The organism is Aggregicoccus sp. 17bor-14, from assembly GCF_009659535.1.
Classification (GTDB): Bacteria; Myxococcota; Myxococcia; order Myxococcales; family Myxococcaceae; genus Aggregicoccus.
In genome coordinates, this window is record NZ_VJZZ01000003.1 from 507,397 (window position 1) to 530,808 (window position 23,412).

Annotated in this window: 16 protein-coding genes; 6 read left to right on the forward strand and 10 right to left on the reverse strand. The window is 76.2% G+C overall.

The genetic code is table 11. The annotated features are described in order from the left end of the window. Positions 1-4: 4 nt before the first annotated feature. Together FGE12_RS08685 and FGE12_RS08690 are read left to right on the forward strand one after the other, a co-directional pair. Positions 5-1,042 (forward strand): 6-phosphofructokinase, encoded by a 1,038-nt coding sequence (locus FGE12_RS08685; RefSeq protein WP_153865914.1) that lies wholly within the window; start codon positions 5-7, stop codon positions 1,040-1,042. 104 nt (positions 1,043-1,146) lie between these two features. Beyond that, the gene (locus tag FGE12_RS08690; RefSeq protein WP_153865915.1) at positions 1,147-1,404 is read left to right on the forward strand and encodes a hypothetical protein; all 258 of its coding nucleotides are present in this window, start codon (positions 1,147-1,149) and stop codon (positions 1,402-1,404) included. 1 nt (position 1,405) lies between these two features. Here the strand turns inward: FGE12_RS08690 and ddpX are convergent, their stop codons facing one another. The 4 genes from ddpX to FGE12_RS08710 are packed head-to-tail and all read right to left on the reverse strand — an operon-like array spanning position 1,406 to position 12,697. Continuing rightward, positions 1,406-2,005 (reverse strand): D-alanyl-D-alanine dipeptidase, encoded by a 600-nt coding sequence (gene ddpX / locus FGE12_RS08695; RefSeq protein WP_370458922.1) that lies wholly within the window; start codon positions 2,003-2,005, stop codon positions 1,406-1,408. Then, complete coding sequence (gene queC, locus FGE12_RS08700) at positions 2,002-2,703, reverse strand: 7-cyano-7-deazaguanine synthase QueC (RefSeq protein ID WP_194797709.1); 702 nt, start codon at positions 2,701-2,703, stop codon at positions 2,002-2,004. The genes ddpX and queC overlap by 4 nt, the downstream gene beginning before the upstream one ends. After that, positions 2,700-3,308, reverse strand: coding sequence for a hypothetical protein (locus tag FGE12_RS08705; RefSeq protein ID WP_153865916.1), 609 nt, complete (start codon positions 3,306-3,308; stop codon positions 2,700-2,702). Before FGE12_RS08705 ends, queC begins: the two co-directional genes overlap by 4 nt. Before the next feature lie 14 nt (positions 3,309-3,322). Further along, positions 3,323-12,697, reverse strand: coding sequence for a flagellar hook-length control protein FliK (locus FGE12_RS08710; RefSeq protein ID WP_370458923.1), 9,375 nt, complete (start codon positions 12,695-12,697; stop codon positions 3,323-3,325). A 135-nt stretch (positions 12,698-12,832) separates the two neighbouring features. Between FGE12_RS08710 and FGE12_RS08715 the strand changes: the two genes are divergently transcribed. Continuing rightward, a complete protein-coding gene (locus FGE12_RS08715; RefSeq protein WP_370458924.1) occupies positions 12,833-15,454 on the forward strand; it encodes a protein kinase in 2,622 nt (873 codons plus the stop codon). Between the two features lie 69 nt (positions 15,455-15,523). On the opposite strand, the gene FGE12_RS08720 is transcribed toward FGE12_RS08715, so the two are convergent. The 3 genes from FGE12_RS08720 to argC form a co-directional block, all read right to left on the reverse strand. Further along, positions 15,524-16,393: a CHAP domain-containing protein gene (locus FGE12_RS08720; protein ID WP_153865918.1), complete on the reverse strand. Its 870-nt coding sequence runs from the start codon at positions 16,391-16,393 to the stop codon at positions 15,524-15,526. A 188-nt stretch (positions 16,394-16,581) separates the two neighbouring features. Beyond that, positions 16,582-17,430, reverse strand: coding sequence for an acetylglutamate kinase (gene argB, locus FGE12_RS08725; RefSeq protein ID WP_194797710.1), 849 nt, complete (start codon positions 17,428-17,430; stop codon positions 16,582-16,584). Then, a complete protein-coding gene (gene argC / locus FGE12_RS08730; RefSeq protein ID WP_153865919.1) occupies positions 17,427-18,488 on the reverse strand; it encodes an N-acetyl-gamma-glutamyl-phosphate reductase in 1,062 nt (353 codons plus the stop codon). The genes argB and argC overlap by 4 nt, the downstream gene beginning before the upstream one ends. Positions 18,489-18,618: 130 nt before the next feature. On the opposite strand from argC, the gene FGE12_RS08735 reads away from it, so the two are divergent. The 3 genes from FGE12_RS08735 (at position 18,619) to nth (ending at position 20,519) form a co-directional block, all read left to right on the forward strand. After that, a complete protein-coding gene (locus tag FGE12_RS08735; RefSeq protein ID WP_153865920.1) occupies positions 18,619-19,119 on the forward strand; it encodes a GNAT family N-acetyltransferase in 501 nt (166 codons plus the stop codon). Between the two features lie 433 nt (positions 19,120-19,552). Further along, on the forward strand, positions 19,553-19,759 hold the full coding sequence (locus FGE12_RS08740; RefSeq protein ID WP_153865921.1) for a hypothetical protein: 207 nt from the start codon (positions 19,553-19,555) through the stop codon (positions 19,757-19,759). Between the two features lie 136 nt (positions 19,760-19,895). Further along, positions 19,896-20,519 (forward strand): endonuclease III, encoded by a 624-nt coding sequence (gene nth / locus FGE12_RS08745; protein ID WP_370458925.1) that lies wholly within the window; start codon positions 19,896-19,898, stop codon positions 20,517-20,519. Positions 20,520-20,529: 10 nt separating this feature from the next. Here the strand turns inward: nth and FGE12_RS08750 are convergent, their stop codons facing one another. The 3 genes from FGE12_RS08750 to FGE12_RS08760 form a co-directional block, all read right to left on the reverse strand. Further along, positions 20,530-21,789: a phosphatidylserine/phosphatidylglycerophosphate/cardiolipin synthase family protein gene (locus FGE12_RS08750; RefSeq protein WP_153865923.1), complete on the reverse strand. Its 1,260-nt coding sequence runs from the start codon at positions 21,787-21,789 to the stop codon at positions 20,530-20,532. 72 nt (positions 21,790-21,861) lie between these two features. Further along, a complete protein-coding gene (locus tag FGE12_RS08755; RefSeq protein WP_153865924.1) occupies positions 21,862-22,239 on the reverse strand; it encodes a hypothetical protein in 378 nt (125 codons plus the stop codon). Positions 22,240-22,323: 84 nt separating this feature from the next. Further along, positions 22,324-22,962: a hypothetical protein gene (locus FGE12_RS08760; protein ID WP_194797711.1), complete on the reverse strand. Its 639-nt coding sequence runs from the start codon at positions 22,960-22,962 to the stop codon at positions 22,324-22,326. Positions 22,963-23,412: the final 450 nt, after the last annotated feature.

The following is a 23,412-nucleotide window of genomic DNA, read 5'->3' on the forward strand; positions in this document are numbered from 1 at the left end:
GCCTATGAAAGTTGCCGTCCTCACCGGTGGAGGGGATTGCCCAGGGCTCAATGCAGTCATCCGCGCGGTCGTCCGCCGCGGCTCCGAGCACGGGTTCGAGATGATGGGCCTGCGCGACGGGTGGAAGGGCCTGCTCGAGGACAGCCACTTCCGGCTCACGCGCGAGACGACGAGCGGCATCCTGCACCGCGGCGGCACCATCCTGGGCACCAGCCGCACCAACCCCTTCAAGGTGGAGAACGGCCTGGAGCGGGTGAAGCGCGCGGTGGAGCGCAACGGCATCGGCGCCATCATCGCCATCGGCGGCGAGGGCACGCTCTCGGCGACCACGCGCATGCACCAGGAGGGCCTCCCGGTGGTGGGCGTGCCCAAGACCATCGACAACGACATCAACGCCACCGACTTCACCTTCGGCTTCGACACCGCCGTGATGATCGCCACCGAGGCGATCGACCGGCTGCACTCCACCGCCGAGAGCCACAAGCGCGTCATCGTCTGCGAGGTGATGGGCCGGCACGTGGGGTGGATCGCCACCTACGCGGGCATCGCGGGCGGCGCGGACGTCATCCTCGTGCCGGAGATTCCGGCGGACCTCAACCGCGTGGCCGAGCACATCAAGCGCCGGCACGCCGGCGGTCGCACCTTCTCCATCGTGGTGGTGGCCGAGGGCACGCGCGTGAAGTCGGACCCGAGCCAGGCCGAGCACCTCATCACCTCCGGCGCGCTCGACGAGGCGGGCCGCCCGCGCCTGGGCGGCGTGGGCCAGTTCGTCGCCGAGCAGATCGAGAAGCGCACCGGCTTCGAGACCCGCGTCAGCGTGCTCGGCCACATCCAGCGCGGCGGCGCCCCCACGGCGCACGACCGCGTGCTCGCCACCCGCTACGGCGTGCACGCCTGCGACATGGTCGCGCGCAAGGAGTGGGGGAAGATGGCCGCGCTCAAGGGCAACGACATCGTGAGCGTGGACCTCGCGCTCGCCACGAAGGAGCTCAAGCGCGTGCCCGAGGAGTTCTTCAACGTGGCCCAGGTCTTCTTCGGCTAGCCCCGCCGCTCGTGCAGCAGGCACCCCACCCTGCCCCGCGAGCCCGCTGGCACACGCCCGCCCCCGCCCCCACCCTTGGAGCTCATCCTTCCGAGGAGGCTCCCATGGCCCAGTGCGAGGTCTGCGGCAACGACTACTACCTGGCCTTCCAGGTGGTGACGGCCGGTGTCACCCACACCTTCGACAGCTTCGAGTGCGCCATCCACAAGCTCGCGCCCATCTGCGCGCACTGTGGCTGCAAGGTGCTCGGCCACGGCATCGAGGCGCAGGGCACCTTCTTCTGCTGCGCCCACTGCGCCCAGAAGAAGGGCGCGCGCGGCATCGTGGACAACGAGAAGCACGCCGCAGGTCAGGCGCGCTAGCTCAGGGCGTGAAGGCCACGTCCAGCACGGGCAGCTTCGTCGCGCCCGGCAGGTCGTAGTGCCACCACTCCTTGGGGTTGATCGTGAAGCCCGCGGCCACCATCGCCGCGCGCAGCGTCTCGCGGTGCTTGCGGCTCTCGGCGCTGCCCCCCGCGTAGCCCTGGTGCGCGGCGGGCGAGAAGGTGTCGAAGGGGGTGGGCATCTCCACCTCCGCCCCCTCGCGCGTCACCAGGGTGAGGTCCACCGCGGCCCCGCGGTTGTGGTTGCTGCCGCGGCGCGGGTCCGCCACGTAGCCGGGCTTGGGGAACAGCTTCCACATCTCCCACTGCACCGCGCGCGGCCGGTAGCAGTCGTACACCTTGAGCCGCAGCCCCTGCGCCCGCAGCCGCTCGGCCGCGCGCTCCAGGCGCTGGGCCGTCTCCGGCAGCAGCAGGCAGCGCGCGCTCTCGGGGTACACCGCGCGGCCGAGGAAGTTGTGCGGCGTCGCGTAGCGCAGGTCCACCGCGAGGTCCTTCACCACGCTCGTCGCCTCGACGAGCGGCGAGGCCGAGGGCGCGGCGGCCTGCAGGCCCGCCAGCACGAGCAGCGCGGCGGGGCTCACGGCGCTCCGGAGGCGTAGGGCGTGGGGTCCGGCACGCCCGCCTGCTCGAAGCCGCGGCGGCGCAGCACGCAGCTGTCGCAGCGGCCGCAGGCGCGCCCCTGCGGGTCCGGGTCGTAGCAGGAGTGGGTGAGCCCGTAGTCCACGCCCAGGCGCACGCCCTCGCGGATGATGTCCGCCTTGCTCATCCCGGTGAGGGGCGCGTGGATGGTGAAGCGCGCGCCCTCCACGCCCGCCTTGGTCGCCAGGTTCGCGAGCTGCTCGAAGGCGCGGATGAACTCGGGGCGGCAGTCCGGGTAGCCGCTGTAGTCCACCGCGTTCACCCCGATGAAGAGGTCCTGCGCCCCCACCACCTCCGCGAGCCCCAGCGCGAGCGAGAGGAAGAGGGTGTTGCGCGCGGGCACGTAGGTGACGGGGATGCCGTGCGCCAGCTCCCCGTCCGGCCGGTCCTTGGGCACCGCGATGTCCGCGGTGAGCGCGCTGCCGCCCACCTGCCGCAGGTCCACGGACACCACGCGGAAGTCCTTCACGCCCAGCGCCGCCGCCGCCACCCGCGCCCGCTCCAGCTCCACCGCGTGCCGCTGCCCGTACGCCACGGCGAGGCACACCGGCTCGAAGCCCGCCGCGCGCGCCATCGCCACGCAGGTGGTGGAGTCCAGCCCTCCCGACAGCAGCACCACCGCCTTGCGCGCCGCGCTCACTGCGCCACCTTGGGCGAGCCCTCGACGGCGAAGTCGATGCTGCACTGCGCGCAGGTGCAGCCCGCGTCCGGAAGCTTCAGCGTGGTGAAGGCTCCGCAGGCGCGCACGGCATCGAAGGTCGCCGGGTCCAGGCCCGGAGGGCTCGCGCCGCCGTCCGTGGGCACGCCCCCGTCCAGCAGGTCCGCGCAGCTGCGGGTGCGCCCGTACAGCTCCTGCTGCTTCTGCGACAGCACCACCAGCTGCAGCGTCTCCTGCGCCTCCACCACGCAGCCGCTGTTGCAGGTGCGCGCGAAGCCCGGCGCGAGGGCGCGGGTGACGGAGTGGAGCGTCTGCCCGTCGTAGCCCGCCTCGCGCGCCACGCCGTTGACGAGCAGCGAGGTGCCCGCGTCGTTCGCCCGCCGGGTGAGGACCGCGTCGAAGCTCAGGCCTCCGTCCGCCGGGAGGTCTCCCGCGGGGCAGCCGCTGTCCGGCAGCAGGCGCGCCTCGAAGGTGAAGGTGCCCAGCACCGCGTCGCCAGGACCGGTGTTGTCCTGGATGCAGCCGGAGAGCAGCAGGCCCGGGAGCAGGGCGAGCGCGAGAGAGCGGGTCGGAGGGGAGCGCAGCATGGCTGCGCGCCAGGCTACACGACTTGGGCGAGGTCGAGCGCGGCGAGCGCGAGCGCGCGGAAGGCCGGGCTCTGCGCGAGCACCGCCCCCACGTCCACGGCCGCCGGGTCCGTGCCGCGCACCCCGGCATCCAGGTGGGCGAGCACCCGGCACGCCGCGAGCGTCGCAGGCAGCGCCCGGAAGGCGGCCACGGCGGCCTCCTCCAGCGCGGGTGCCTCACCCGGCGTGGCGAGCGCGCGGCCCGCCTCACCCAGCGCCAGCGCGAGCGCCGCGAGGAAGCCCAGCTCCACCGGGCCGAACACGCCCAGCGCGCCGGCGCCCAGGACCAGGGTGTCGGGCGCGGCGAGCCACGCCTCCACCCCGCCGGCCGGGTCCAGCACCAGCCGCACCTCGGCCGCCCCCAGCGCCTCCAGCGTGGGCTGCAGCGCGGCGTGCAGGCGCGGCAGCGCCTCCACCGTCACGCTGCGGGCGCCCGCGGGCAGGGGGTGCACGAAGCGGCCCGCGCGCGCGAGCGGCACGGCCTGCGCGCGGGGCGCCGGCTGCCCACTGGACGTGAGCGCCGCGCCCAGCCCGTCCACCGCCCGGGCGGCCGCGGAGCGTCCCAGCCGGCCCAGCGCCTCGCCCAGCAGCGTCCAGCCGTCCGCGTCCACGGGCTGCGCCGCGAGCAGCGCGCGCCACAGGCGCACCGCGAGCGCCGCGCCCTCGGCCGTGGGCGCGAGCCGCTCGGCCACGAAGCGCTGCAGGCCCGCATCCGGGGTGCCCCCGGCGAGCAGGCGCTCGGCGAGCCGCACCGCGAAGGGCAGCAGCTGCGCCTCGAGGTAGCCGCGCAGCACGCCCTCCAGGGCCGCCGCGTCGTCGCCGGCCAGCCGCTCGCGCAGCTGCAGCGCCTCGGCCGTGTGGCCCAGGCGCTCGGCGAGCGCGGCGCGCCGGGCGAGCAGCGCCGGGGACTCGGGCAGCTGGGCGAGCTGGGCGGCGGCGTCCGCGTGGCGGCCCACCCCCTCCAGCGCGTCCGCGAGCCGCTCGCGGTGCGGTGCGAGCGCGCGCGGCCCCACCTGCCGCTCCAGCTCCTCGGCCAGCGCCACGAAGGCGGCGGCCTCGTCGCGCGGGTGGGTGAGCGGCAGCAGCAGCGCGAGCGCCGCGAGGCACTCCGGGTCCAGGGCCAGCGCCGCGCGCAGCGCCTCGCGCGCGGCGGCCGGCTCGGCCAGCGGACCCGCGAGCAGCTCCCCGCGCTCGCGCAGCAGCTCGGCGCGGTAGGGCGCCTCCTCGGGCAGCTCGGCGAGCCGGGCCAACGTGGCGGCGGCCGCCGGCAGCGCGCCCAGCTCGTAGGCGCAGCGCAGGCGCTCGCGCAGCAGGGCCGCGCGCTGCGCGCTCCAGGCCTCGGCGGCGCGCTCCAGCACGCCTCCCCGCTCGGGCAGCGCGAGCCCCCGCGCCGCCGCGAGCAGCGGAGCGGAGAGCACCTCGAGCTCGGGCAGCAGCGCGAGCAGCCGCGCGGAGAGCCCCTCGCGCGCGAGCAGCGCCGAGAGCGCCTCCTCCCGCAGGGCGAGCGGCGCCGCGTCGTCCATCAGCACCCCGGTGCGCAGGCCGCGGGCGCGCTCGGCGTGCTGGGGCGCGAGGCCCTCGGCGAGCTCCAGCAACCCCGAGGCGTCCGCCTCCGCCTGCAGCGCGGCGGCGAGCGCCTCCACCGCCTCCTCTCGGGCCTCGGGCTGAAGCGCGAGCGCCCAGCGCGCCGCGCGCTCGCGCACGGGGTCCGCGGCGCGCTCGGCCAGCTGCAGCGCGAGCGCGGGCTCTCCCGCGGAGAGCGCCGCCGCGAAGCCCACCTCGCAGGCGAGCGCGTGCGCGCCCAGGCCGGTGAAGCGCTGGACGAGCGCGAGCGGCGGCAGCACCTCCGCGGACGCGGCGTGCGCCAGGGTGAGGCTCTCCAGCGCGCGCTCCGCCTCGCCCGCCGCCTCGAAGGCATCTGCCGCCGCGAGCAGCCGCTCGGCGCGCGCGCGGCCCTCGCGCAGCGAGGCCTGCAGCGCGAGCAGCTCGGCATGGCGCGCGGGCGTCTCCTGCACCAGCGGGGCGAGCAGCTCCAGCGCCTGCGCGTACGCGGCCGTCGCGGGGCCCTCGGCCACCAGCGCTTCGAGGGCGCTACGCGCCACGTCCGGGGAGCCGTGCGCCGTCGCCTGCTGGGCGAGCTCGAGGCGCAGCGCACCCGCGGCGTCTCCCTGCAGCGCGGCGAGCTGCGGCAGCGCCGCGAGCAGCGCGGGCACGTCGCCGCGCGCGCGCAGCCGCTGCACGCGCGCCTGCAGCGCCGGCAGGTGCGCCGGGTCCGCCTCGGCGGCGCGCTCCTGCAGGGCGCCCGCGCGCGCGTCGTCCGCGAGCTCCTGCGCGGCGACGGAGGCCGCCTCGAGCAGCAGCTCCGCGGCGCGACGGCCGCCGGCGGCCACGGCCCCGGCCTCGTACACCTCGAGCAGCTCGCCGTAGCGGCCCAGCGCGCGCAGCCCCTCGGCGGCGCGGTCGATGATGCCCGGCTCCGCGGGGCGCAGGCGCGCGAGCGGCAGCAGCGCGTCGATCGCCTCGCTCGGGGCATCGAAGAGGTCCGCCGCGCGGCGGTACAGCGCCTCGGCGGAGGGGCCCTGCGCGCGCTCGGCCAGCTTGAGGGAGGCGCGGTAGAGGCCGCGGGTGTTGCCCGTGCGCCCGTGCACCTCGGCGAGCAGGTTCAGCGCCTCCTCGCCGCGCTGTCCCTCCGCATCCAGGGTGAGCACCGCCTCGAAGGCGTCCGCCGCGTCGTGCAGCGCCCCGCTCGCGAGCGAGGCATGCCCCAGGCGCAGGTGCGTGCGCACCCGCAGGGGCATCGCCAGCGCCTCGCCGGCGACGGCGAGGAGGCGGCGATCGTAGGGCTGCGAGGCCGTGGGGCCCCCGGCCTGGGCCGCGAGCTCGGCGCGCGCAGAGAGCGCGGCGATGTCGGCGTCCGCGTGGACGAGGTAGGCGTCGTAGGCCTCGGCGGCCAGCAGCGCCTCGCCCGCGCCGAGCAGCCGCTCCGCGCGCTCGCGCAGCAGCGGCAGCGCGCGCTCGCGCGGCAGGGCCCGGGCGCGCTGCTGCAGCACCTCCGCCGTGCGCCGCGCGTCCCCCTCGCTGCGCGCGCGCAGCCGCTCGAAGGCGGCGTCGCTCGCCGGGTGCAGCTCGAAGGCCTGCGCCTCGCACAGCTGCGCACGCTCCAGCGCTCCGGCCGAGCGGAAGGCCTCGGCCGCGGCGAGGTAGCTCTCGCACGCCTGCGCAGGCGCCTCGCGCTCGGCGCGCCGCAGCAGCAGCCCGGCGAGCGCCTGCGCGTCGCCCGTGGCCTCCACGTGCGCGCGGTGCCGGCTGAAGCTGGGCTCGCGGAAGGGGTCCTGCTCGAGCAGCAACGCGTCGAACTCGGCCGCGTCCGCGCCGCGCCCCACCGCGTGCAGCAGGTCCGCGGCCTCCGCCGTGAGCCCGAGGTCGTCCGGCGTCGCGGCGCGCGCGGCCAGCAGCGCCACGGCGGCCGCCTCGGGCGCACCGGCGCGCTCGCGGTAGAGCGCCGCCGCGCGCCGCAGGCGCTCGGCCCGCTTCGGTGCGGAGGGCTCGAGCGCGGCGCACTCCTCGTGCCACGCGGCGAGCTCCGCCACGCGGCCCGCGCCCTCGAGCAGCTCGGTGAGCAGCCGCTCCGCCTCGGCGAGGCCCGGCTCGCAGCGCAGCGCCTCGCGCAGCGCGGCCTCTGCGCGCTCCGTGTCCGCGAGCGGTCCCAGCAAGAGCTGCCCGAGGCGCAGCAGCGCCCGGGCCTGCGCCGCGCCCACCGGCAGCAGCGCCACGCTGCGCTCCAGCCAGCGCGCCTCGGCCGCGGCGTCGTCGCGGCGCAGCGCGAGGGCGAGCCCCAGCTGCACCGTGGCCAGCTCCGGGTGGAGGGCGTGCGCGCGCTCCAGCGCCTCCCCTGCCCCGGCGAGGTCCAGCTTCACGTCGCGCAGCAGCTCCGCGCGGCGCCGCTCGCAGCCGGCCGCGCGCGCGGGCTCCGCGCGCTCCACCAGCAGCGCGCCCAGCGCCGTCAGCGTCTCCAGCGCCTCGTCCGCGCGCCCCAGCTCCTCGGCCCGCAGCGCGTGCTCCTCGTACGCGTCCGCCGCGCCCACCACGTCCTGCCCGGCGAGGCACAGCTGGGCCACGCGGGTGAGCTCGGCCATCAGCTCCGGCGTGCGGCCCGCGTCGCGGTAGAGGTCGGCGAGGCGGCGGCGCAGCGGCAGCGGCGCCTCGGAGAGCTCGGCGGCGCGCGCGAGCAGCGAGGCCGCGAGCCCCACGTCGGCGAGGGACTCGCGCGCCTCGGCCGCGAGCGCCGCGAGCCGCTCGGCGAGCGCCGGCGTCGCGGGCAGGGCCCGGGCGAGCGCCACGCGCACCTCGAGCGCCGCGCGCGGGTCCTCGCGCTCCAGCAGCGCCGAGAGCCGCAGCGCCGCGGGCTCGCAGTCGGGCTGCGCTGCGAGCAGCCGGCGGTAGGTGGCGCGCGCGGCGTCGGCGTCCTTTGCACGCTCGGCGAGCTGGCCCAGCGCGAGCAGGGCCTCGCGGGCAGCCTCCGGGGCCGCCTCGAGGTCCAGCGCCTCGCACAGCGCGCGCTGCAGCGGCAGCGCCTCGGCGAGCGCGCCCTGGCGCACCAGCAGCTCGGCCAGCTCGCGCAGGGCCTCGCCCTCGGCCGGCACCTGCGCGTGCGCCGCGCGGGCGAGCCTCAGCGCGAGCGCATCCTCGCCCCCGGCGCGCGCGTGCCGGGCGCCCTCTCGCAGTAGCGAGGCCGCCTCGCGGGCCTCGCCCTCGAGCGCGGCGCCCGCCTCCAGCAGGCCCGCCGCCTCGACGGGTGCCTTGCGGCGCAGCGTGAGCGCCACCAGCTCGCGGCGCACCGGCAGCTGCGCGGGCTCGAGCGCGAGCGCCGCCGAGAGCGCGGACTCGGCCGCGTCGGGCCGCGCGAGCCGCTCGAGGTAGAGGTGGCCCAGGTCCACGTGCAGGCGGAAGCGCTCGGGCGCGGGCAGCGCCTCGCGCTGCGCCTCCAGCAGCGCGGCGAGCCCCTCCCAGTCCTCGAGCCCCTCGAGGCAGGCGCGCAGGGCCGCACGGGCCTGGGCGTCCTGGGGGGAGAGCTGCAGCAGCGCGCGCAGGCTGCGGGCCGCCTCGGCGAGCGCACCGGCCGCCTGCTGCAGCCCGGCGCACTCGCGCAGCGCCTCCACGCGGCGCTCCGCAGGGCCCTGGCGGGCCGCCTCTGCGAGCGCCGCGAGTCGCGCCGCGGTGTCGCCGTCGCGGCGGGCGAGCTCGGCGAGCGCGAGCTGCGCCTCGCAGCGGTCCTCGTCCGAGAGCGGCAGCGGCAGGGCGAGCGCCGCCTGCAGCGCCTCGCGCGCCGCGACCCGCGCGTCCGCCAGGCCGAGCAGCACGCCCAGGGCGAGGAAGCGCTCGCGCGCACGGGGGGCGAGCGCGGCGTCCGCCGCGAGCGCGAGCCGCCACGCCGCGAGCTCCGCCACGGCGTCGCCCTCCTCGCGCTCCAGCTGCGCGCGCGCGAGCAGGAAGGGCGCGGGGGCCCGGGCGAGTGCCGCGGCCTGGACGAGGTCCTTGCGCGAGAGGTCGCGGCGCCCGGCCTCGTAGTGCAGCGCGGCGCGCTGGGCGAGCAGCCCCACGCGCGCCTCGCCCTCGGCGGCCTCCACCAGCGTGTCCAGCAGGGTGAGCCGCTCGGCGCGCGCGGCGGGCGCCTCACCGGACGCCTCGGAGAGCAGCGGCAGCAGGGTGCGGCTCGCCCACACGTCGCCGGGCGCCTCGGCGAGCGCCTCGCGCAGCGCCGCCACCGCCACGGTCTCTCGCCCGAGGGCGAGGGCGAGCTCCACCAGCTCGCGGCGCACGGGGGCGCGGCGCTCCACCGGCAGGGCGCGCAGCAGCCCCGCGAGCAGCTCCGCGAGCGCCTCGCGCGCCCCGGCGCGGCGGTAGAGCTCCGCGAGCTCGCCCTGGGCCTCGAGGTCCGCGGGGGCCTGGGCGCAGTAGTCGGCCAGCAGCCGCAGCGCCTCCTCGCCCTGCCCCGCGCGCGCGGCCGCCTGGGCGGTGCGCCGGGTGAGCGAGAGCCGCTCGCCGCCCTGGGGCGCGTCCGCGTCACCCGGGGGCAGCGCGAGCACCGCGGCGTAGTCCTCGAGCGCGCCGCGCGCGTCCGTGGCGAGCCGCAGCTCGGCGCGGCGCACCCGGGCCGGCGCGAAGGCGGGCTCGCGCGAGAGCGCGTCCGCGAGGAAGGAGGACTCCTCGGCGGTGCCGGCGCACAGGCTCGCCGCGCGCATCAGCAGGCGCGCCGCAGCGCGAGGCTCGGGGGTGAGGGCCGCGCGGCGCGCGAGGAGGCGCGCGGCACCCGGCTTGTCGCCCGCCTCGAGCGCGAGCTGCGCGAGCAGGTCCAGGGCGTCCGGGGCGTGCGGCCCCTCGGGGTGGGCGGCGAGCGCCGCCTGCAGCCGGGCCGTGGCGCCCGCGCGGTCCTTGCGGGCGAGCTGCGCGCGCGCGGCGCGCAGGTAGAGGGGCGCCGCCTCGGGCACCCGGTCCGCGGCGCTGAGCGCCTCGGCGCGCGCGGCCCACAGGCTCGAGAGCTCCTGCGCCGCGCCGGCCTCGGTGTAGAGCGCCTCGAGGCGCTCGGCGAGGGCGTCGTCCAGGCGGCGCAGCGGGAAGGCCTGCGCGTAGGCGGCGATGGCCGCGTCGCGGTCCCCGGCCAGCTCGCAGGCGCGGCCCAGCTTCGCGCGCACCTCGGCGAGCCGCTCGGGCGCCGCCGAGCGCGGCAGGCTCGAGAGCAGGCTCTCCAGCGCGCGCCGCGCGTGCTCCGCGCGCTCGCAGCGCAAGCTGAGGTCCGCGAGCTCCAGCAGCACGCCGGGCTCGGGCGCGAGCCGCGCCGCCTTCTCCAGGGAGACCAGCGCCTCGCCCACCCGGCCCAGGCGCGCCTCCAGCACGCCCGCGAGCTCGCGCAGCGCGGCGGAGGCGAGGCGCTTGTCGCCCTGCGCCTCGGCGAGCCGCGCGCGCGCCTCGAGCGCGGAGGCGAGCCCCGCCATGTCCGCGCGCTTGCGCTGCAGGGCGCACAGCTCGCCCAGTGTGGGCAGGTCCTCGGGCTCGCTCTTGAGCACCTCCTGCAGCGCGTGCGCCGCGAGGTCCAGGTCGAAGGTGAGGTCGCGCGCCGCCACCGCGAGCCGGCGGTAGCGCTGCGCGCGCTCCTGCGGCTCGGGGGTGAGGCGCGCGAGCGCCGTGAGGCAGCGGGTGAGCTGGGGGCCGTCCCGGCGGCTCTCCGCCAGCGCGAGCATCGCCTCCAGCGCACCGCGGTGCTCGGGGTCCGCCTCGAGCGCGCTCGCCAGCAGCCGCTCGGCGCGCTCGGGCTGCTGCAGCCGCCCGCGCGCGAGCTCTCCGGCCTCGGCCCACAGGGTCGCGCGCCGCTGCGGGTCCGCCGTCACCTGCGCCGCCTTCTCCAGCGCATCGGCGAGCGCGTCCGCACGGCCGCTCGCCCGGAAGTACGGGATGAGCTCCTCGAGCGCCGCTGCGTCCTTCGGGTCCAGCGCGAGCGCCGCCTCCAGGTGCTCGCGCGCGCGCGCAGGGTCTCCGAGCCGGCCGCGGTAGAGGCGCGCGAGCGCGTGGTGGCTCGCGTGCGCCGCCTGGCGGATCTCCTCGGTGCGCGGCGCGGGGCCCGCGAGCTCGAGCGCCTGGCTGTAGCCGCCCAGCGCCTCCTGCAGCTTGCCCAGCCCCTCCGCCACGCGCGCGGCGCAGAAGAGCGGCTCGGGCTCACCGGGCAGCAGGCTCACCGCCTCGCGGTAGCGCAAGAGCGCGTTCTCGGGCTGCTTCAGCCCCTCCTCCCACACGCGGCCCGCGAGCAGGTTCGCCTGGCCCACGCGGTCCAGCTCGTGGCGCGCGAGGCCCACCTCGCGCAGGCGGTCCAGCGCCTTGAGCGCGCGCAGGTGCTCGCCGGAGCGGTGGCACAGCTCGCCGAGCAGGAGCAGCGCGTCCGGCAGGTCGGGACTCAGCCGCAGGGCGGCCTCGCAGTGCAGGCGCGCGCCGGCCACGTCGTCCTCGGTGAGGGCGCACAGGCGCGCGAGGTGCACGTGCGCGTCCGCGGCCTCGGCAGGGTCTCTCGCGAGCGCGGCGAGCCGGCGGTAGGCGCGCACGGCCCCCGCGCGGTCGCGGGCCTGGTCGCTCGCGCGCGCGAGCGCCTTGAGGCTGGGCAGGTGGTCCGGGCGCAGGCCCAGCAGCTCGTGCAGCGCGCGCACCGCCACCTGGGGCGCCTCGTCGCGCGCCGAGCGCGCCGCGGCCTCGGCCGCGAAGAAGGCCGCTGCCTCCTCCGAGGAGCGGCGGCTCAGCGCGCACAGCGCGAGGAAGCGCTCGGCGGCACGCGCCCGCTCCCCGCGCCGCTCGCGCACCACCGCCTCGCCCCACAGCGCCGCGGGGCTCTTCTCGCGCCGGTGCAGCAGCGCCGCCGCCACGTCCAGCGCGAGGTCGTGCGCCTGGGGGTCCGCGACGAGCAGTGACAGCAGCCGCTCGGCCGCGAAGGGGTGCGCGTCCTGGGCATCGCCCGCGCGCAGGTAGGCCTCCCGCGCCTCGGCGAGCCGCCCGCTCGCGAGCAGCGCCTCCGCGTCCGCGAACGCGCGCGCGCCCTCCAGCGCGAGCAGGAACTCCTCGTCCGCGGTGGCGGGCGGCGGCAGCCCCCCCGCGCTGAAGCGCAGCCGCAGCCCCGCGCTCGAGACCTCTGCGGCGCTGAGGCGCGCCTGGTCCAGCGAGGGCAGCTTGTAGCCGCGGCTCACCGCGGCGAGCTGGCACAGCGCGGGCAGCACGCGCGCGCTGAAGCCGCTCGCGCCGCGCGCCTCCACCTCGGGCAGCAGCCCCAGGCTCGCCACCGCCTCGGAGACCAGCGCGGGCACCTGCGCCGCCGGCGTCGCGCTGAAGCCGTAGAGGCGCACGTCGTAGAGGAACACCGCGAGCCGCTCGCCGTCGCCGTCGAAGGCCACCTTGAACGTGATGGGCGTGCGCTCCGGGGCCTGCAGCCGCGCCTGGCCCTCGAGGTAGCCGGGGCGGAAGTGCAGCCGCAGCTCCTCGAGCCCGGCGAGCCTCCCGGTGAGCTCCGCCACCTTGCGCGCCACGAGCGCGGCATCCACCGTCAGCTCGAGGAAGCCGAAGAGCAACCGCTTGCGCTGGTAGCGCGTGGGCCCGGCGCTCACGTTGAAGGGGAACGAGACGTCCGGGATCTGCAGCCCGAAGTCCGAGATGACCAGGCCCGGCGCCACCGGCAGGGGCGGAAAGCCCACGAAGGCGCGCCGGTCGATGAGGCGCAGCTCGGGCGCAGCCGCCTGCGAGCTCGGTGCGGCGCCCTCGGGGGCAGTCTTGGGGGAGTCGCTGTCCGTGGCCATCTGGGAGGCCGCGGAAGTTACCACGCACCCTAAGCACCCGAAATTTCCGGACAAACCCTCGCCCGCCACCCAGGCGAGTGGCCGCCCCGGGTGAGACATGTAGGCGCTCGCAAGAACGCGATGCAGCGCGTCGACTCTTGGGGGAAGATGGCGCCCGACGTGCTCTCCCCCGACACGCTGGTCCTCGACGGTCGCTTCCGGGTCCTCCGGCCCCTGGGCGCAGGCGGCATGGGGGAGGTGTACCTCGCGGAGCAGGTGTCGCTCGGCCGCAAGGTGGCGATCAAGGTCCTGCACCGCGACCTGCACGTGCAGCCGGGCATGGCGGAGCGCTTCCGCCGCGAGGCGCGCCTCCTCTCCGCCGTCGAGCACCCGGCCGTCGTGCGCGTCATCGAGTACGGCGAGAGCGGGGACGCCCCCTGCCTCGTGATGGAGCTGGTGGAGGGCGAGAGCCTGCACCACGTGCTGCGCGGCGGCAGCCTCCCCCTCGCGCGCGCCCTCGCCGTGCTGCACCAGCTCGCCGAGGGACTCGCCGCCATCCACGAGAAGGGCATCGTCCACCGCGACCTCAAGCCGGAAAACGTCTTCCTCACCCGCGGCCCGCGCGGCGAGCAGGCGCGGCTCCTGGACTTCGGCATCGCGCGGCTCGTGGAGGGGGACGTCGCGAGCAACGTGAGCCAGGTAGGCGTGGTGCTCGGCACGCCCGAGTACCTCAGCCCGGAGCAGGCCACGGGCGCGCGCGTCGATGCGCGCAGCGACCTGTACTCCTTCGGCGTGCTCGCCTACCGCGTGCTCGCCGGCCGGCTGCCCTTCGCGGGGCCCTCGCCACGCCAGTTCCTCGCCCAGCACGCCGCGGCGCCGCCCCTGCCCCTCACCGAGGCAGCGCCCGCGCTCGCCGCGCACCCCGCGCTCGTCGCCCTGGTGATGCGGCTGCTCGAGAAGGACCCCACCCAGCGCCCCGCGTCCGCGCTCGCGCTGGGCCAGGCGCTGGGCGCGGAGGCGGCGCGCCTGGGGGTGCTGCCCTCCATCACCGGCGGCTTCGCGCTGCCGCCTGCGCCGCTCGCTTCCGCCGATGCCCCCGGCGCCTTCCCGCGCGCCACCGCCCTCTTCGGCACCGTGGAGCCCGCCGCCGCGGGCCACGCCGAGGCGCCCCCGGCTGCCCCCGCCGGCGTGACCGCCCTCTTCGGCGCGGCGCCTCCAGCGGCGACGCGCAGCGCAGCGGCGAGCACGGGCGCGCTGGTGGGGCGCACGCAGAACGTGGCGCTGCTGCTCACCGACATCCAGGGCTACACCGAGCGCACCTCGCGCCAGACGCGCGAGGAGAACGCGCGCATGCTGGAGACGCACGACCGGCTGCTGCTTCCGCTGGTGCGCTCGCACGGCGGGCGCGTGGTGCAGAAGCGCGGCGATGCGCTGCTCGCGGTGTTCCCCTCCCCCACCGAGTCCGTGCACTGCGGCATGGCCATCCAGGACCGGCTGTGGCGCCACAACCGCGCCGCGCGCGCAGGGGACGAGCTGCACGTGCGGGTGTGCCTGCACGCGGGCGAGGTCCTGCTCTCGCGCGACGGGGTGCTGGGCGAGCCGGTGGAGATCGTCACCGCGGTGGAGCGCGTCGCCGAGCCGGGTGAGGTCGTCTTCACCGAGGCGGTGAACCTCGCGCGCAACCGCGCGGAGGCGGCCGCGGAGCCCTCCGGGCGCATCGCGCTGCCAGGCGGGCGCGAGGAGGGCCTGCAGCTCTACCGCTGCGTGCGCGCGCCCGAGGGTCTGCCCTTCGGCGGCCGCGATGCCTACGCCCGCAGCTCGGCGCTCGACGTGCTGCGCGCGCGCGCCGCGCACCTCGGCACCCACTCGCTGGACGTGGTGCGCACGGGCGCGGCGCACCTGCGCCGCATCACGCTGCCGGGGCTGCGCTCGGGGCTGAAGGTGCTGCAGCTCAAGAGCGCCTCGGGCCTGCGCTCGGGGCGCGAGGCCCTGCACCGCTCGGGGGTGGGGCCGGTGCTGCGCCGCCTCCCCGCGCGGCTGGGTCCCGGCGTGCGCGCCCTGCCCGCTCGGCTCCGGCACGCGGGCGCAGGCCTCTCCGCGCTCCCGCCGCGCCGCCGCGCGCTGCTGGGGCTGGGGCTCGCCGCGCTGCTGCTCGTCCCGCTCCTCGTCGTGCTCCACCTGCGCAGCCCCGAGGTGCGCGCGCGGAGCGAGCTCGAGAAGGGCCAGCCGCTGCAGGCGCTGCGCACGCTGGATGGCATGCCGGGCACCAGGGCGCGCACGGACGGGGGGCTGCGCCAGCTGCGCGCGCAGGCCCTGCACGCACTCGGGCGGCACGAGGACGAGCACGCGGTGCTCTCCGCCCTCCCTGCCGAGGCGCGCGAGGACGTGGAGTCGCGCACGCTGGACGGGCTCGCCGAGGACTTCGCCGCGGACGAGGGGGACCGTACGGTGCGCCGCCTCCTCTCGTCCTTCCCCGAGCGCCCGGTGCGAAAGCACCTCGAGTCGCTGGCGGAGGAGCCGGCGTCGGAGCGCCAGTGGGGCGCGCTGCGCTACCTCGAGGCGCAGCAGGCGACGCAGGGCCTGGACCTGGTGGAGGTCTACGCCGCGTCGCTGCGCTCCCCCAACTGCGGGGTGCGCGCGCGTGCGGCGCGGAGGCTCTCGGCGCTGGGCGACAGCGGGGCGCTGCCGGAGCTCGAGCGGCTCGCGGCCCTGCCGAAGGAGCGCGGCCTGCTGGGCGGCAAGAACTGCGGTCAGGACGAGGCCGCCGAGGCTGCGCAGGCCCTCAAGCGCAAGAGTCGCTGACGCGTCCTCCCTCTGCCTCTGGGAGAGGGCCGGGGTGAGGGAAGCGGATTCCCCTCCCCGTCCCTTCGCCTACCGCAGCCTGTCCGCCGCCGCGTACCCCACGAATAGCTCTCCGGTGAGGTACGCCCGCAGCCGCTTGGACGCAGGCCGCAGGTAGTCGTTCAGCGTCTCCCCGCGCGGCGTGCGGAAGGTGCGCGGCTGGCGGGGGTTCAGCTTCGAGCGCGTCACGCCCTTGCTCGCGCGGTGGATGAAGGTGACGGTGCCATCGGGGTCCACGGACTCGACGACGCCGATGTGGGTGAGCCCGTCGTTGCGGCGCCCGTCCCGGTTGCGATCGTAGGTCTCGCGGAAGAACACGAGGTCACCGGGGTGCGGGGTGTGCCGGTGCAGGGCGCCCTGACGGCGGGCGAGGCGCCAGATGGCGGTGACGGCGTTCTCGCCGGGCCGGAAGCCGCCGCCCACCAGGTCGATGCCGGCGCTCTCGTAGGAGGCGCGCACGAGGCCCGAGCAGTCGTCGGGCACGTGGCGCACGACGCGCCGCAGGTTGCGCACGCCCACCAGCTTCACCGCGCGCCGGGCGATGACGGGGCCGGGGCGGCCCGAGAACGTGGCCGGCCGCGCCTGCACGGCGCCGGCGCCCGCGGCCGGCACCACCTCGCTGTCCGGCGGGAGGAACACCTCGGCGGCGAGCGCGAAGACGAAGGCCTCACCGGCCTCGGCCACCTGCTCCCGGGCACTGCGCGTGGGGGGCGCCTCCTCGGCCTCCTCCGGCTGGGGCGCGTAGGTGTCGGTGTCGGGGGGCGGGGCGGGCAGCGGCGGCGGCACCCAGAGCTGCGCCACGTCGAAGTGCGGCGCGGGCACGGGGCGGGGCGCGGGCTGCGAGGCGGCGAGCGCCGGCGCGGCGAGGAGCGGGAGGGTGAGCAGGGCGAGCGTGCGCATCGTTCGTGGCAACGGGCGTTCCTCCCCCTCATTCACGCGGCGCGCAGGCAGCTGTCCTGCAGCGAGCACCCGGTCGGGGTGCCCGGGGCCGCGGACCATAGCGCGCCGGGTGTGTGGGTCGGCGGAGGTGGGGGTACACCCCGGGCCTGCCCTGCCTGGAGGGCGAGCAGGCCCGGAGAGATGGGACTTCAGCCGCGCAGGAACGCGGTGCCGGCGCTCCCGGCGCGGGCGCCCTCGTCGAGCAGCGCGTGCGCAGGCGAGATGCCCACGATGTGGATGGCGTCGATGCCCTCGTCGAGCATCGCGAGGCTCTCCTCCACCTTGGGGATCATCCCGCCCTGGATGACGCCGGAGGCAATCTTCGCGCGCGCGTCCGCAGGGGTGAGCGTGGGGATGCGGGTGCTCGGATCGTTCTTGTCCCCGAGCACGCCGGGCACGTTGGACACGAGGAACAGCTTCGCGGCCTTGAGGTGCGCAGCCACGCGCGTGGCCACGGTGTCCGCGTTGATGTTGAACACGTTGCCCTGCGCATCGCCGGAGAGCGAGCCGAGCACCGGCACCACGCCGGCGTCCGAGAGCCGCGCGAACAGCGCCGTGTTCACGGCCGTCACGTCGCCCACCAGCCCGAAGTCGACGGGCTCGGGCCCCGCGCCGCTCACCACCGAGGGCGGGCGCCGCTTGGCCTCCACGAGCCCCGCGCTCACGCCGGTGGTGCACAGCGCCGGCACGTTCGCGAGCCGGAAGGCCGCGGCCACGTCCACGGACACCTGGCCCGCGAGCGTCATCTTCATCACCTCGAGCGTGGCCTCGTCCGTGACGCGGCGGCCCCCCACCATGCGGGGGGTGAGGCCCAGCTTCTGGGTGAGCTCGGTCGCCTGGGGCCCGCCGCCGTGCACCACCGCCACGCGGATGCCCGCGTCGAGGAAGGCGCGCACCGCCTTGCCCACGCTGCCGGCGAGCTTCGCGCGGTCCGCCGCGAGCTCGCCGCCGATCTTCACCACGAACCAGCGGCCCTTGAAGTCCGCGAGACCGCTCACGGCCACAGCCCCGGCTCCGCGAGCGTGAGCTTCTCCTCGAAGCCCATCATCACGTTGAAGCTCTGGATGGACTGGCCCGCGCCGCCCTTCACCAGGTTGTCGAGCGCGCTGAAGCACACCACGCGGCGGGTGTCGCCCGTGACGGGGCCCAGCGTGAAGCCCACCTCCACGTAGTTGCTGCCGCTCACGCCCACCACCTCGGGCTGGCGGCCGCCGCCCACGATGCGGATGAAGGGCTCGTTCGCGAAGGTGCTCTTCCACATCGCGTCCAGCTCCTCCTGCGTGGTGGAGGCCGCCACGGTGGCGAAGGACGAGGCGAAGATGCCGCGCGGCAGCGGCGCGGACACCGGCACGAACTCGAGGCTCATGCCCTTTCCACCCGCGGTCTCCAGCGTCTGGATGATCTCGGGGATGTGCTGGTGCTCGAGCGGCTTGTAGGTGCGCAGGTTCACCGCGCGCAGCGGGTGGTGCGTGGTGATCTGCGGGTTCGCGCCGCTGCCCGAGGAGCCGGTCGCGGCCACCGTGTGGATGGGGCCGGTGAGCTTCTTCGCCTTGGCGAGCGGCATCAGGCCCAGCGCGATGGTGGTCGCGAAGCAGCCCGGGCTCGCGATGTACTTCGCCTTCTTGATGGCCTCGCGGTTGAGCTCCGGCATGCCGTAGGTGAAGAGGCCGTCGGTGAGCGTGTTCGGGGCCGGGTGCTCCACGCCGTAGTACTTCGCGTAGGCGGCCGGGTCGCGCAGGCGGAAGTCGCCCGAGAGGTCCACGATGCGCACGCCCGAGGAGAGGATCTCCATCACCACCTTCGCGGTGGTCTTGTGCGGCATCGCGAGGAACGCCACGTCCATGCCCTTCACGGCCTCGGCGGGCGGCATCTGCTCGAAGGTGAGCGAGGTGAGGCCCGCGAGGTTGAGGTGCACGTCGCCCACGCGCTTGCCGATGTTGTCGACCGCGGTGACGCGCGCGACCTCCACGTGGGGGTGGAAGAGCAGGCGCCGGAGGATCTCCGCGCCGCCGTAGCCCGTACCGCCGATGACCACTGCCTTGACCTTGTTGGCCATGTTCGAGTGCTCCGTGAACGGTGAGTGGTGGGGTGTCTAGCGGCTTCGCGGGCCCGAATCCACCGTGCTGGGTGGCGGGTGTCGGTGGTGCTGGCGGGTGCGGCTGAGCTGTGGAAGCTTCGGCCCCGACATGCCCTCCGAGCCCCTGCTGCGCCCCATCGAGCCGCGGGACGACGCCGCCGTCGCCCGCATCATCCGCACCGTCATGCCCGAGTTCGGCGCCGGGGGCCCCGGCTTCGCCATCCACGACCCCGAGGTCTCCGCGATGAGCGCTGCTTACGCGGCGCCGGGGCACGCCTACTACGTGCTCGAGCAGGCAGGCGAGGTGGTGGGCGGCGGCGGCATCGCGCCCCTCACGGGTGGACCACCGGGCGTCTGCGAGCTGCGCAAGATGTACTTCCTGCCCCAGGCGCGGGGACAGGGTCAGGGCGAGCGCATGCTGCGCCACTGCCTCGCGTTCGCGCAGGAGGCGGGCTACCGCACGTGTTACCTGGAGACGCTGGAGGGCATGGACCAGGCGCAGCGCCTCTACCGGCGCCTCGGCTTCGAGCCGCTGTGCGCTCCGATGGGCGCGACGGGACACCACGGCTGCGACCGCTGGTACGCGCTCGCGCTCCAGCCCTCGCGCTGAGCTGGGAGAGCGAGGAGCCGAGCGGTGACGGCGCGGAGTCGCTCGCGTCGAGCCGTTCGCGGCGCGCGGGTCCCAGGGCGGCGTCGTTGGCGTATGGGGTGCCTGGGCGGCGCTCGCTCGAGGGCGGGGGGCGATCCGCTTCTGGGCCTCCTGCGGTGCGCTGGAGCAGCGCTGCCTCCTGTTGACGCGAGGCACTGAGCCAGCACCCCGCGTGCGTGCGCTCTCGGGGCCCGCTGCCACGGGGGTGCGCCCGTTCGGCGGACGGGGCGCCGAGCCAGGTCTCACGGGTGCGCGCCCGGCGTCTCCTCCGCGGGAGCATGCCCGGTGAGGCGCGGTGAACGGGGGGCCTGCCCGCCCTTCCGTCCGCCGGGCGTGGAGCCGGCTCGGGCAGGCGGCGGAGCCCATGGTCATCCTCTGCACCAGGAGGTTGGACATGAGCGACAAGAAGCGCGAGGAGCAGCGCAACCAGCAGAGCGGCAACCGCGGCGACCAGTCCGGCGAGGGGCGCCCGCGCCGCGACGATGGCGAGGTGTTCCCGGCCCAGCGCAACGCGGGCGAGTTCGGCACGCACGGGGGCCCCGCGCGCACCCAGAAGGGCCAGGCCGCGGATGACGGCGCGAACGTCGAAGGGGACGAGTGAGCGTCGGGCGCCGCGGCTGACCAGCGCTCGCGGAGCCCGGACCGGAGCGCGGGAGGAGGCCACTCCTCCCGCCGCCGGGGCGACGGCGCGGGGCCAGTGCAAGGCGCCCTTCGACATCGAGCAGGCGCTCGCGCGGGTGCGCGAGGAGGTCAAGGGCGTCGCAGACGCGGCCATGTTCGAGCTCGCGGCGCGGGGCCATGGCAGCCTCTTCGAGCAGCTGGTCGCATGCATCCTCTCCATCCGCACCCGGGACGAGGTGAGCCTCCCGGCGTCACTCGCGCTGCTGGGCAGGGCGCGCACGCCACAGCAACTGCGGGCGCTGCCGGTGGAGGAGATCGATCGCCTCATCGACGCGGTCACCTTCCACGAGCCGAAGGCGCGGCAGATCCACGCCATCGCCACGCGGGTCGTGGAGGAGTTCGGAGGCGAGCTGCCCGCGGATGACGAGGTGCTGCAGTCCTTCAACGGCGTGGGGCCCAAGTGCGCGCACCTGGCGCTCGGCGTTGCGCTGGGGCAGGAGCACATCAGCGTGGACATCCACGTGCACCGGGTGACGAACCGCTGGGGCTACGTACGGGCGCGCACGCCGGAGCGCACTCTCGAGGCGCTCGAACGGGTGCTCCCGCGTCCCTACTGGGTGGAGCTGAATCGGCTCCTCGTGCCCTTCGGCAAGCACGTGTGCACGGGAGTGCGGCCCCGCTGCTCGAGCTGCCCGGTGCTCGAGATGTGTCAGCAGGTGGGGGTGACGGAGCACCGCTGAGCCGGCGCGCTCAGCGGTCCTTGCCGAGGATCTGGGTGGCTCGCCGCGCGAGCCGCCGCAGCGGGTTCGTGCGGCCGCCGTTCTCGAGGGTGATCTCCCGGGAGTGCCGCATGTCCTGCTCCCAGGCCCGCTCGAGCTCGTTGGCGAGCCCCGGGTCGGCGAGCAGCATCGACCCCTCGCCCAGCTTGTTGAGCGAGAGCGCGTCCAGGTTGGTCGAGCCGATGACCGAGAGCCAGTCGTCCACCAGCATCGTCTTCGCGTGCATCATGGACGGCTGGTACTCGAAGATGCGGACGCCGTTGCGCAGGAGCTCCGCGTAGGTGGCGCGCTGCGAGGCGCGGATGAGAGGCACGTCGTGCACCGGGCCGGGCGCGAGGAGCCGTACGTCGACGCCGCGCTCGCGCTGCGAGGCGATGACCTCGAGGATGGACTTCACGGGGGTGAAGTAGGCGTTCGCAATCCAGAGGCGGCGGGTGGCGGCGCCCATGACGAGCCGGCACATCCGCTCTGCGTCGGTGATTCCGAGCTGTCCATGGCTCGCCGCGAAGGCCGCGCGGACGGGGCCGGACTCCGGGAGGTCGGGAAACGCGTCGTTGGGCAGAAGGTCACCGCCACTCTCCTGCCAGGAGCGGGCGAAGGCGAGCTGAAGGCTTCGCACCGCGGGTCCTTCGACCCGGATGTTGGTGTCGCGCCAGGCCTCCTTCGAGAGCCCATCGCCGTCCCAGACCCGCCAGATGCCGAACCCGCCGGTGAAGCCGATGCGGCCGTCGATGATCGCAATCTTCGAGTGATTGCGGCTCATGAGCCGGCCAGCCACCTTGCCCTTCAAGGGGCGGTAGTAGTGCACCTCGCAGCCGGCGTCGGTGAGGCGGTGCTCGATCTTCTGGTCGAAGTCCCTGTCGCCGGAGATCTGCTCGCTGCCGATGGGGTCCACGACGACGCGGCACGCGACGCCTGCGCGGGCGCGCTCGATGAGGGCATCACAGATGCGGTCGGAGACCTCGCACGGGCGCCAGATGTAGACCTGGATGTGGACGCTCTCGCGCGCGCCACGAATGGCCGCCTCGAGCGCATCGAAGAGGTGGCGGTTCAGCAGCAGCTCGGCGCGGTGTCCCGGCTGCAGCCCCACGCCGAGCGACTGGTAGAGCGCGAAGGAGAAGCCCTCTGCGCCCGCGGGGATGGAGAGGCGGGTGCGCATCTCGTGGCGCGCCAGCTCGGCGCGGCTCGCCCCGGCGTCTGCGCCCGCCTGGGGCAGGATTCCCTCGGACATGGGGAAACCTAGGGCATGCGCCCGGGTGGTGCAGTCATCCGGGGCAGGATCTGCGTGAGGGGCCCCTCTTGCTCACGGAACGGCGGGGCCCTTCCGGGTGCAGAGCTCCAGGGCAGAGCAGAGTCGGTCCTCGTCTACGGGCTTCAACAGCGAGAGGGCGACGCCGGCTGCCTCGACGGGCGCATGTCCATTGACGAGCGCGAGCACGGGGACGCGCGGAGCAGGCCAGCGCCGCTGGACCTCCGAGAGGTCGTCCCTCGACGAGCGGGCTTCGCTGTCGACGGCGACCAGGATGGCCTGGGGAGCGGGCGTCGGGCTCTCGGAGAGGTGCGCGACGGAGGGGAAGGCGCGGACCCGGTAGCCCCGCGCGCTGAGGACCTCGCAGAGAACCTCGCGGAGGTCCTGGCAGGACTCGAAGAGCAGGACGTCGCGGACGGTAGCGCTGGGCATGGCCTCTTCCTCGCTCCAGGTTCAGAGAGGGGACGGGACCCAGCGATGGTTCTTCAGTTGTAGGCGGTCGATGGGACCGGGGCGCTACTGAAGTGCGTCGGCGGGGGCGCGGAAGATCTGGCCCTCCGGTCCCTCGAGAAGGAGCGAGCCCGAGTTGGTGGGCCCCACCCTGAGGGAGGCGCGCGGGAGGCCCAGCCGGTCGACGAGCAAGAGACCAGGCGAGCCCTGCGCATCGGAGTCGAGGATCGCGCGTGGGCGGCCCGTCGGGTCGAGCAGCTCCAGGCGCGAGGAGCCGTCGGCCTGCAGGCCAACGGTGAAGAACTCAGGACCGGCAGCCTGTGCGAGGGCGAGGCGGGGCGCTTCGTTTCCGAAGACAGTGAGCTCGGCGAGCGTCTGACCCGAGGCGGTGGAGAGCCGCAGTTTCGGCGAGCCGTCGCTGCCGACAGCCAGCAAGGCGCGCGGGTGCTCTTGGGAGTCGTGAAGCACCAGTCCCGTCGAGCCATCAGGCATCGTGCCGAGGTGGGCTCGCGTCTTCCCCGTGCCATCGACGAGCGTGAGCTCGCGCGCGGTGAGGTGGTCGGAAGACGCGCCAGTGCGGAGAGCGAGGGTGACGGCGGAAGCGGCGGCGAGCGCGGCTAGCACCGCTGTGGCCGCACAGAGCAGGGTAAGTCGGCGGCAGCGAGCGGTCAGCTCGGCGAGGCGATCATCAATCGTGGGGCTCATGGCGCGCCTCCTCGTGGGCGTCTGCCGTGAAAACATCACAACTGCCTGCCGGGTTCCCGAGTAACTGAGCCGCAGTCGCGCTCTCCCGACAGGGATACGGGCTGCGCCGCAGGGTGCGCAGCGGGCGGAGGAGCCGTGCGCGGGGCGCAGGCGGCCGGGGCTGCCGCCCGGGGGCAGCCCCGGGGCGTGGCCGCCGCCGGCCGGAGGGGCCCCCGGAGGCACTCGCGCCCGAAAGGGGCCCTGGGGGCGCCGGGGGCGCGCGGGCGGCACCGCAGTGCGGGGGAGGCCGGGCCCGCGCGAGACGGCGCCCGGGCGAGAGGCCGCCCGGGGCGAGAGGGCGCCCGTCCGGGACGGCGCCCGTGTCCGGGAGGGGGCGCGGCGCGGGGGCGCGGCAAGGGCGCGCAGGGCCCGCAAAAAGGCCAACGCCCCCAGGCGAGTCCTCGGTGGGGA

What these genes read in the sequence shown, in the direction of transcription:
- FGE12_RS08705 (WP_153865916.1), bottom strand. Translation starts at nt 3,308, where the DNA reads ATGCTGCGCTCCCCTCCGACCCGCTCTCTCGCGCTCGCCCTGCTCCCG.
- FGE12_RS08740 (WP_153865921.1), top strand. Translation starts at nt 19,553, where the DNA reads ATGAGCGACAAGAAGCGCGAGGAGCAGCGCAACCAGCAGAGCGGCAAC.
- FGE12_RS08690 (WP_153865915.1), top strand. Translation starts at nt 1,147, where the DNA reads ATGGCCCAGTGCGAGGTCTGCGGCAACGACTACTACCTGGCCTTCCAG.
- FGE12_RS08720 (WP_153865918.1), bottom strand. Translation starts at nt 16,393, where the DNA reads ATGCGCACGCTCGCCCTGCTCACCCTCCCGCTCCTCGCCGCGCCGGCG.
- FGE12_RS08755 (WP_153865924.1), bottom strand. Translation starts at nt 22,239, where the DNA reads ATGCCCAGCGCTACCGTCCGCGACGTCCTGCTCTTCGAGTCCTGCCAG.
- FGE12_RS08735 (WP_153865920.1), top strand. Translation starts at nt 18,619, where the DNA reads ATGCCCTCCGAGCCCCTGCTGCGCCCCATCGAGCCGCGGGACGACGCC.
- FGE12_RS08750 (WP_153865923.1), bottom strand. Translation starts at nt 21,789, where the DNA reads ATGTCCGAGGGAATCCTGCCCCAGGCGGGCGCAGACGCCGGGGCGAGC.
- argC (WP_153865919.1), bottom strand. Translation starts at nt 18,488, where the DNA reads ATGGCCAACAAGGTCAAGGCAGTGGTCATCGGCGGTACGGGCTACGGC.
- FGE12_RS08760 (WP_194797711.1), bottom strand. Translation starts at nt 22,962, where the DNA reads ATGAGCCCCACGATTGATGATCGCCTCGCCGAGCTGACCGCTCGCTGC.
- FGE12_RS08685 (WP_153865914.1), top strand. Translation starts at nt 5, where the DNA reads ATGAAAGTTGCCGTCCTCACCGGTGGAGGGGATTGCCCAGGGCTCAAT.